The 8377-nt window shown below is 75.1% G+C and carries 5 protein-coding genes and 1 tRNA gene; 4 read left to right on the top strand and 2 right to left on the bottom strand.

Features of this window, described 5'->3' with window-relative positions; genetic code table 11:
• The first annotated feature begins 218 nt into the window (after positions 1-218).
• From ACIA6T_RS33945 to ACIA6T_RS33935, 3 genes are all read left to right on the top strand, one after another.
• Positions 219-1544 carry an MFS transporter gene (locus tag ACIA6T_RS33945; RefSeq protein WP_399450361.1) on the top strand — a complete coding sequence of 442 codons (1326 nt, stop codon included), beginning with the start codon at positions 219-221 and terminating at the stop codon, positions 1542-1544.
• A 138-nt stretch (positions 1545-1682) separates the two neighbouring features.
• Positions 1683-2312: an Ldh family oxidoreductase gene (locus ACIA6T_RS33940; RefSeq protein WP_399450360.1), complete on the top strand. Its 630-nt coding sequence runs from the start codon at positions 1683-1685 to the stop codon at positions 2310-2312.
• Between the two features lie 67 nt (positions 2313-2379).
• Positions 2380-2453, top strand: a tRNA-Pro gene (locus ACIA6T_RS33935).
• A gap of 157 nt (positions 2454-2610) precedes the next feature.
• Here ACIA6T_RS33935 and ACIA6T_RS33930 read toward each other — a convergent pair.
• Entirely contained in the window at positions 2611-3696 is a 1086-nt protein-coding gene (locus ACIA6T_RS33930; protein ID WP_399450359.1) for a M12 family metallopeptidase, read from the bottom strand.
• A gap of 98 nt (positions 3697-3794) precedes the next feature.
• Between ACIA6T_RS33930 and ACIA6T_RS33925 the strand changes: the two genes are divergently transcribed.
• Positions 3795-5492, top strand: a complete 1698-nt coding sequence (locus tag ACIA6T_RS33925; RefSeq protein WP_399450357.1) for a LuxR C-terminal-related transcriptional regulator — start codon at positions 3795-3797, stop codon at positions 5490-5492.
• 182 nt (positions 5493-5674) lie between these two features.
• On the opposite strand, the gene ACIA6T_RS33920 is transcribed toward ACIA6T_RS33925, so the two are convergent.
• The gene (locus ACIA6T_RS33920; RefSeq protein WP_399450365.1) at positions 5675-8248 is read right to left on the bottom strand and encodes a CHAT domain-containing protein; all 2574 of its coding nucleotides are present in this window, start codon (positions 8246-8248) and stop codon (positions 5675-5677) included.
• Positions 8249-8377: the final 129 nt, after the last annotated feature.

Here is an 8377-nt window from a genome sequence, read left to right as displayed (position 1 = left end):
CCCCCCCCCCCCCCCCCCCCCCCCCCCCCCCCCCCCCCCCCCCCCCCCCCCCCCCCCCCCCCCCCCCCCCCCCCCCCCCCCCCCCCCCCCCCCCCACCCCCCAAATTGTTGCTGAGATTGTCAACAAAAGTGTTGACACTCAATGAGCGGGGTCCTTAGCGTCGCCCCATCACACGTCCCCTCCAGGGAAACTCCTCCTGGACGAGAGGAAAACAACGATGTCCTCCTCCTCCGCGCTGTCCGCCCGCGGCAGCAGACTGGCCCTGCTGGTCGTCGGCCTGTGCTGGCTCGCCGTCCTCTTCGACGGCCTGGACATGTTCATCTACGGCTCGGTCCTGCCCCACATGCTCGAGGAGAAGGCCCTCGGCATCACCTCGGCCCAGGCCGGCGACCTCGGCAGCTACGCCACCTTCGGCATGCTCGTCGGCGCGCTGACCGCGGGGACGGTCGCCGACCGCATCGGCCGCAAGAAGCTGATGGTCTCCTGCGTCGCGCTCTTCTCGCTGGCCTCCGGCCTCTGCGCGGTCTCGAACGGCGTCGCCGTCTTCGGCCTCGGCCGGACCCTGGCCGGCCTCGGCCTCGGCGGCCTGCTCCCCACCGCGATCAGCATGGTCTCCGACTACGCCCCGCGCGCTCGCGCCGCCCTCACCATCGGCCTGCTGATGACCGCCCACCACGCCGGCGGCATCCTCTCCGCCTACGTGGCCCTGTGGATCGTCGAGCCGCTCGGCTGGCGCGCCGCCTTCTGGGTCTGTGTGGTCCCGCTGCTCTTCGTCCCCGTGCTCGCCCGGTTCCTGCCCGAGTCGCTGAGCTTCCTCGTCGCCCGCGGCCGAGTGGAGGAGGCCCGCGCGCTGGCCACCCGCTACGACGCCGAGCTGCCCGCCGCCAAGGACCGGACCGCCGCCGGCGCCCCCTGGGCCAACCTGCTCAACCTGTTCCGCGGCGGCGAGTGGGTCCAGACCCTGCTGTACTGGCTGGCCTCCTTCGGCGGCCTGCTCCTCGTCTACGGCGTCGCCACCTGGCTGCCCACCCTGATGCGCAGCGAGGGCTACGAACTCGGCTCCGCGCTCACCTTCGTCGTCCTGTTCAACCTCGGCGGCATCGTGGGCATGCTGGTCGCCGGCCGGGCCTCCGACCGCTTCGGCGCCCCGCGCATCTCGGCGATCTGGTTCGCGCTGACCGCCTGCGGCGTCTTCCTGCTCAGCGTCCACATGCCGCTGACGCTGACCTTCGTGGTCGTCTTCCTCACCGGCGTGTTCCTCAACAGCGCCCAGACGATGATCTACGCGACCGTGTCCATCGGCTCCGCCCCCGCCAACCGCGCCACGGCGGTCGGCTGGACCTCCGGCATGGGCCGCTTCGGCGCGGTCTTCGGACCGTGGCTGGGCGGCCAGCTGCTCGCCGCGGACAAGGGCGACTGGGGCTTCACGGCCTTCGCCATGGCCGGCACGGCGTCGATGGTCTTCATCGGGATCGCCGCGCTGCGGACCGCGCGGTCGGAGCGGCGGGACGGCGAGCCGCGGCAACTGGTCGCCACCGGCTGAGCCCGGCTCCCGCCGCGCAGTTCCCCGCGTCCGCGGGGAACTGCGCGCGGCTGTTTCGGGGGTTGCTCAGTCGTGGCCCATCCGGTCCGCGTCCGACAGGTGCTCCACCGTCAGGCCCGTCTCCGTTCCGTCGCCGGGATGCCCAACATGGGCTACACCGGCGTCAAGGGCGCCGCCGTCGCCACCAGCCCCCTCGCCATCGCCGTACCGGCCGCCGGCCACGCGCCACTCCTGCTCGACATGGCCACCGCCACCATCGCGCTGGGCAAGATCCGCCAGGCCAGGGCGAACGGCACCCGGCTGCCGGAGAACGCCGCCGCCACCGAGGACGGCACCCCCACCACCGACCCCGCGGCGGCGGTCATGCCGCTGCCGCTCGGCGGCGCCAAGGGCTCCGGCATGTCCCTCGCCTTCGAACTGCTCACCAGCGTGCTGGTCGGCGCGCCGATCTTCTCGTCCTTCCACTCCGACGACCCGGCCGGCCGCGAACACCGCCAGAACGCCCTGCTCATCGCCCTGGACCCGGCCGCCTTCGGCGGCGGCACGGCGGACTTCACCGCGGCCGTGGACGGCACACTGACCACGCTGAAGGGCCTGCCGGTGGCCGACGGGGCCGACGGGGTGTACTACCCCGGTGAGCGCAGCGCGGCCGTCGCCGCCGAGCGGGGCGAACGGGGCATCCCGGTGGCCCCGAAGGTGTGGCGCGAGCTGAACGAGCGCGCCGCCGCGCTGGAGGTCACGCCCCCGTCCCCCGCCGTACGGGGCTGACATCCCCGCCGTCCCGATGAGGTACTGTTGACCTGCGTGATCACGCGGTTCACCGCGCGAAACGCATCGGGACGTGGCGCAGCTTGGTAGCGCACTTGACTGGGGGTCAAGGGGTCGCAGGTTCAAATCCTGTCGTCCCGACGGAAGTCGGAAGGGAGCCGTACCGGAATCATCCGGTACGGCTCCCTTCGTCGCGCGTGGGCCGGGGGCCGTCGGTCACCCTCCCCCGAAGGCGACCGACGTCCCCCGGCCGCTCCCCCGGCGCCGGAAATGGCTCTGGTGTGCGCGGTCGGTGCCGTCACCAGCACATGACCGCCGTCTCGCCCGGACCCCACGCGGAGTACAGGCGGACCCGGACGTAATAGCGGCGGCCCTTGACCAGCCGGGCCGTGACGGCCGCGTTGTGCGCGGTCCCCCCGTCGTCGTGGCCGGCGAGGAAACGGGGCTCCCCGTCCCGCTCCTCGAAGAGCACGACGACCCGGTCGGCCTCGCCGAAGGTGCCCACCGTGTAGTCGCGGGTCTCCGGCGGATCGATACGGAAGTCCGCCTGCTCACCGGGGCCCAGACCCAGCGGCACCGAACGGAACGGCACCAGTGGCGGTGGCAGCGGCGGATCGGCCGGCGGATACCGGCGGAGCACGAACTCCTTGTCGGCGGGGGAGAGGGTGCCGGGCGGATGCACACCCCTGTGGTACTGCTCCGGCTCCAGGACCAGCCCCGGCGGCAACGCGTACTGCATGATCGACTGCGGATCCCAGACGGAGCCGTTGACCTCGTCCGGGCCGAGCCTGCGCAGGATGTTGTGGTACGTCCTGTCCCGGCTCCAGTGGTTCGGCGGGCCCGCCAGCTCGGCGTACACGGCCTCGTCGTCCCAGTGGATACCGGCGTACGGGCTCTGGTGCTCGTGCAGCATTCCCAGCGCGTGCCCGATCTGGTGCAGGGCGGTGGCGCGTTCACCCGGTGCGGTCAGGTCCCAGCCGAAGTTCATGGTGCGCTCGTGCACACCGACCCGGAGCGCGTCCCGGCCCACGGCCGACCAGGAGCCGTCACCGAGCTGGAACCCGATGCGCAGCTCCGCCTCGGTGCGGTCGCGGACCTCGGTGAACGTCAGGCCCGGCCCGAGCCCCCGCCACTCCTCGAAGCACTCGCGCACCACCTCCCGCTGCTCCTCGGCCCCGCCCCACGGAACCCACCGGGTCCGCCCGGTCCCGGGCACGGCGATCTCCGACCCCGCGGTGTCGTCGCCGAAGAAGCAGTAGTGCAGCACGGTGCCGTCGACCCACAGCCGCCGCCCGCCGATCAGCGCGCCGAGCCGCTCGGCGGCCAGGCCCGGCGGATACGCGGGAGCCGGCTGCGGCGGCAGCGAGCAGTGGCGGACGGTCATGGATCACAGGCTGCCGTGCCGCCGCCCCGGGCGCCTGAGTCGGGGTCTGCTCAAGTGGCCCTGTATCAGGCTTGAGTATCCGTGCTCCTGTTCTCGTGATGACCTTGCGACGCGATGCCACCGGTCCGTACGAGAAGGACGCGACGACACTGCGGGCGCCCTGGCCGTTCACCGGCCGGGAGGACGAACTCGACCTGGTACGGCGCTCGCTGACCGGCGCGGGGCGCGGACTCGTGGTGACCGGACCGGCGGGACGGGGCAAGACCCGGCTCGTCACCGAGGCGGTACGGGGCACCGACTGCGCCCGTGTCACCGGGACGCCGGGAACCCGGCACCTGCCCTTCGCCGCCTTCGCCCCGCTGCTGCCCGAGCCCGCCACCCTGCACCACGCGCTGCGCCGACTGTCCGGCGTGCGCACGCTGTTCGTCGACGACGCCCATCTGCTCGACGACGCCTCCGCCGCCCTGGTCCACCAGCTCACCGTGCACGGACGCACCCGGCTGCTGATCGTCGTCACCGACGGCGAGCCGGTGCCCGCCGCCGTGTCCCGGCTGTGGACCGGGGAGCTGCTGCCCCGGCTCGCCCTGCCGCCGCTGCCCCGGGAGGACACCGCGCGGCTGCTCGCGGCGGACGCGGATTCCGCCCCCGAGCCGCTCACCGCGAACCGGCTGCACCGGCTGTGCGACGGGGATCTGCGGCTGCTGCGCGACCTGTCGGACGCGGTACGCGAACACGGCCGGCCCACCGGCTCCCCGGGCACCTGGGAAGGGCGGGGCCCGCTGCCCCTGACCCCGGCCGTACGCGAACGCACCGCCCACCTCCTGGACCGCGCCCGCCCCGAGGAGCGCGAGACGCTCGACCGCCTCGCCTTCGCCGAACCCCTCCCGCTCGACGGCGACGGCGACGGCCTCGACCTCACCGTCCTGGAACGCCTGGAGACCGCGGGCCTGGTCCACGTGGACGGCCACGGCGGTGTCCGCCTCGCCCACCCCCTGCACGGCCCGGTCCTGCGGGCCGCCGCCGGCCGGCTGCGCGCCCGCCGGCTCGCCCGCACACCCGAGGAGTGCGCCCCCGCCCTGGCCGCCGAGTCGACGGAACTGACCCGGCGGATCGAACAGGCCGACGTGACGGCGGACCCGGCGCCCGTCGGGGACTGGCTCGTGGGCGAGGGGACGCCGGTCCCGGCCGGGTACGCGGCCCTGCGCGCCCGGTACGCGCGGCTGCGCGGCGCACTGCGGGAGGCGGCCGCATGGGCACGCGAGGGCCTGCGCACCGCCCCCGCCGACCCGTCCTGCCGCACCGAACTCACCCTCGCGGAAGGGACCCCCGAGGCGTACGGCGACCCCTGCGACGCCGTACGCCTCGGCAACCCCGCGCGTGCCGCCGGCCGGCTCACCGGCGTCTTCGCCGACCACGCCGACGCCCTCGCGCGGGCCGACGGGCCCGCGCTGGACCGGGTGGGCGAGGAGTTCGAGCGGCGGGGCTTCCTGCTGTTCGCCGCGGAGGCGCACGCGCAGGCCGTCTCCGCCCACCGGGAACCGCACGCCGCCCGCACCGCGCGTACGCGTGCGGTCGCTCTCGCCCGCCGCTGCGAGGACGCCCGCACGCCGGCGCTCGCGGGCCTTGCTCTCGGTGAACTCACCGCCCGTCAGCGGCAGATCGTCGCGCTGGCCGCGGAAGGGCTGAGCAACCGGCAGATCGCGGAACGCCTCACCCTTTCCGTCCGCACGGTGGGGAATCACCTGTACGGGGCGTACACCCGGCTGGGCGCGACCGTGCCCCGCCGGACCGCCTGACGGCTCGGGGATCATGTTTCGTCGGCGGCTGCGGGTGGTTCGTGGTTGCTCGCGCCCACGCGGCGGAGCCGCATATCGACACAGTCCCGCGCCCCTTTCCGGTCGGTCCAGTGGACCCACCTCAAGGGGCGCGGGGAACTACGCGACCAGCCCCGACCCACCCGCAGCCGCCCACGGCGGACTCACGCCGCCCCGAAGGCGCTGAAGGCCCACCCCGTGGCCTGGTGCAACGCGTCGGCCGGAAGCCCGGCACGTGCGTCGCGCAAGGCCTCCGCCAAGGAGAGCCCCGTACCCAGGGCTTCATGGAGGGCCACCATGAGGGGGACGACCGCCGCGTCGTTGACGGGCGCGCTGCACGCCACCACCCCCGCCGTGCCCAGCGGCAGCAGCGCCGTCACCAGGCCGAGGAGTTCGTCCGCGCCCACCGTGGCGAACCGCGCGGTGTCGCAGCAGGACAGGATGATGCGGTACGGGCTGCGGTCCAGCCGTTCGAAGTCGTGCACGATCAGCGGCCCGTCGGCCATCCGCAGGGACGAGAACAGCGGTCCGTCCGCGCGGAACGCGCCGTGCGCGGCGATGTGCGCCAGCCCCGCCCCGTCCAGCTCCCGCAGCACGCGCGGCACCGTCGCGTCGTCGTACTCCAGGACGGTCGCGCCGCCGTACCGGCCGGCCAGCTCGGACACCTCCGCGCCGCCCGTCGCGAGACCCGGACCGCGCACCAGCACCTGGCGGCCTCCGGGCGGCGGCGCCGTCTCCTTCGCGCGCAGCCAGCTGCTCGCCGACGGCGACACGCTCAGCACCCGCTCCCGCAGCGAGGGCAGCAGCGCCCACGGCACCCGGTGCAGCCGCCCCGGCGGCACGATCACCACCGGCCCGTCACCGAGGTGCGCCGCGGCCGGACCCAGCAGCAGCTCCTCCAGTCGGCGGCCGGCGGCCTCCACCACCGGCAGCCGCGCCTGTGCCCCGGGGTGCGCCAGCCGCCGCAGCCCCGCCTGTACGTGCTCGGCCTCGGTCTCCGCCGCCGCCAGCGGCCCCGCCTCGAACCGCCGCACCCTGCCCCGTCCGCACAGCAGCACCTGCACCCGCCCGTCGAGCACGGCGAGTTCCACCAGCTGTCCGTCGTCGTTGTCGCCCAGCCGTGCCAGCAGCCGGCCGACGTCGAAGCGGTCACCGCCGTCGGGGGCCTCGCCGCGCATGTGCAGCGTCCGGGAGCGGATCTCCCGCTCCAGGCGCCGCTGTTCCCGCTCCAGCGCCGGCACGGGCCTGCCCTCCATGCGGGCCTCCTCCGCGCGGGCGGCGATCTCCCGGTAGGCGGTCATGCCGCTGAGCAGCGCCGGGTCGGCCGGCGGCCGGGTGGGCGGCGTGGACAGCGCGGTGGCCCGCCAGCGTTCGCTCCACACCAGCAGCCGCCGCGGCCCGCCCGAGACCAGGCTGGCCTTCTGGGCGAGGGCGGCCAGCTCCGCGCCCTGCGCGGTGGCGCGGGCCCGCAGCTCCGAGGCGCCCAGCGTCATCCGGTGGTCGTCGAGCACGTCGAGACCGCGCCGGCAGGCCTCCAGCACGCCCCGCGGGGAACCGGCGGCCTGCGCGCGCAGCGCCTGCGCCGCCCAGCCCGTCATCCGCGCGAGCGGCGGCCCGCCGTGTCTGCTCCGCGCGGCGACCGCCAGATGCCGCTCCGCGTCCGCCGTCCAGCCCAGGTCCAGCGCGATCCGGCCCGCGAGCAGCGACGCCTCCGGGGCGGCCGGGGCGCCGAGCGCGGCCAGCCGCTCCGCCACCGCCGCCGCGTCCGCGACCAGCCGGCCCGAACCGCGTCCGGCCGCGTGCCGGGCCCCGATCAGCACCAGCCGCGCGTGCGTCTCCCACCAGGTGCGCCGCTGCCCCGCGAACAGCCGCACCGCGAGCGCCGCGCGGGCGATCGCCGTCTGCGGCTCGCCGGCCAGCCGGGCCGCCCGCGCGGCGGCCAGCAGCAGCTCCGCCTTGCGGGTGGACTGCCCGCCGATCCCGTCCAGCGCCCGGAGCGCCGCGTCCGCCTCGGCCAGCGCCTCCGCGGCGAGACCGGCCGCCATCAGCACCTCGCAGCGCCGGATGTCCAGCATGAACGTCGGCGTGCCGAGCTTGGCGTACCGCTCCTCCGCCTCGTCGAGCAGCCGCAGCGCCGCCGGGACGTCGCCCGCGCGGAACGCGGCCAGCCCCCGGCTCTCCACCGCGTCCGCCTTGTCGTGCTCCTGGCCGGTGGTGTCCCACAGTGCCTCGGCCGCCGTGAAGTCGGCGTTCGCCCGCTCCACCGAACCCAGCGCCAGGTGCACCGTCGCCCGCAGCGTCAGCGCCCGCGCCGTCCAGATCACGTCCTCCGCCTGCCGCAGTACGGGAATGGCCCGCCGTACGTCCTCCAGGGCCTCCTTGTGATGGCCCAGCACCCACCACGAGTACGCCCGGCGGAACAGCACCCGCGCGCGGGTGTGTCCGGTGCCGCGCTCGACACCGCGCCCCAGCGCGTCCATGCCCTGCCGGGTGCGCCCCGCGTGCACCAGTGCGACCCCCAGCGTGGCGAGGACGTCCGCCTCCCGCTCGGCCGAGTCCGCGCGCGCCGCCCAGGACCGGGCCCGCCGCAGATGGGTCAGGGCCAGCCGCATGTCGCCGAAGTCCCGCTGCCAGATGCCGATCACCTGATGGGCGACGGAGGCGTGCAGGGGCGGTGGACGGTCACCCAGCACCTCTTCCGCCCTCGCCAGCGCCTCACCCGGGGCGGCGAACACCATCGGCAGCAGTTCCAGCACCGTGTCGCTTCCCGCTGTCACCCCACGATGGTAGTGGTCCGTCATCACGCCTCACAGGTGTGACGTTGTATCAAACGTCCGCCCGGGGGCTCTTCATCACGACAGCTCCGC

The organism is Streptomyces sp. NPDC051740 (assembly GCF_044453165.1).
Lineage (GTDB): Bacteria > Actinomycetota > Actinomycetes > Streptomycetales > Streptomycetaceae > Streptomyces > Streptomyces atrovirens.
This window is presented reverse-complemented; position numbering and strand designations above follow the sequence as displayed.

Excerpts from the sequence above, each read along its gene's own strand:
- ACIA6T_RS33930 (WP_399450359.1), bottom strand. The coding sequence starts at position 3,696 with ATGACCGTCCGCCACTGCTCGCTGCCGCCGCAGCCGGCTCCCGCGTAT.
- ACIA6T_RS33925 (WP_399450357.1), top strand. The coding sequence starts at position 3,795 with ATGACCTTGCGACGCGATGCCACCGGTCCGTACGAGAAGGACGCGACG.
- ACIA6T_RS33945 (WP_399450361.1), top strand. The coding sequence starts at position 219 with ATGTCCTCCTCCTCCGCGCTGTCCGCCCGCGGCAGCAGACTGGCCCTG.
- ACIA6T_RS33920 (WP_399450365.1), bottom strand. The coding sequence starts at position 8,248 with ATGGTGTTCGCCGCCCCGGGTGAGGCGCTGGCGAGGGCGGAAGAGGTG.
- ACIA6T_RS33940 (WP_399450360.1), top strand. The coding sequence starts at position 1,683 with ATGCCCAACATGGGCTACACCGGCGTCAAGGGCGCCGCCGTCGCCACC.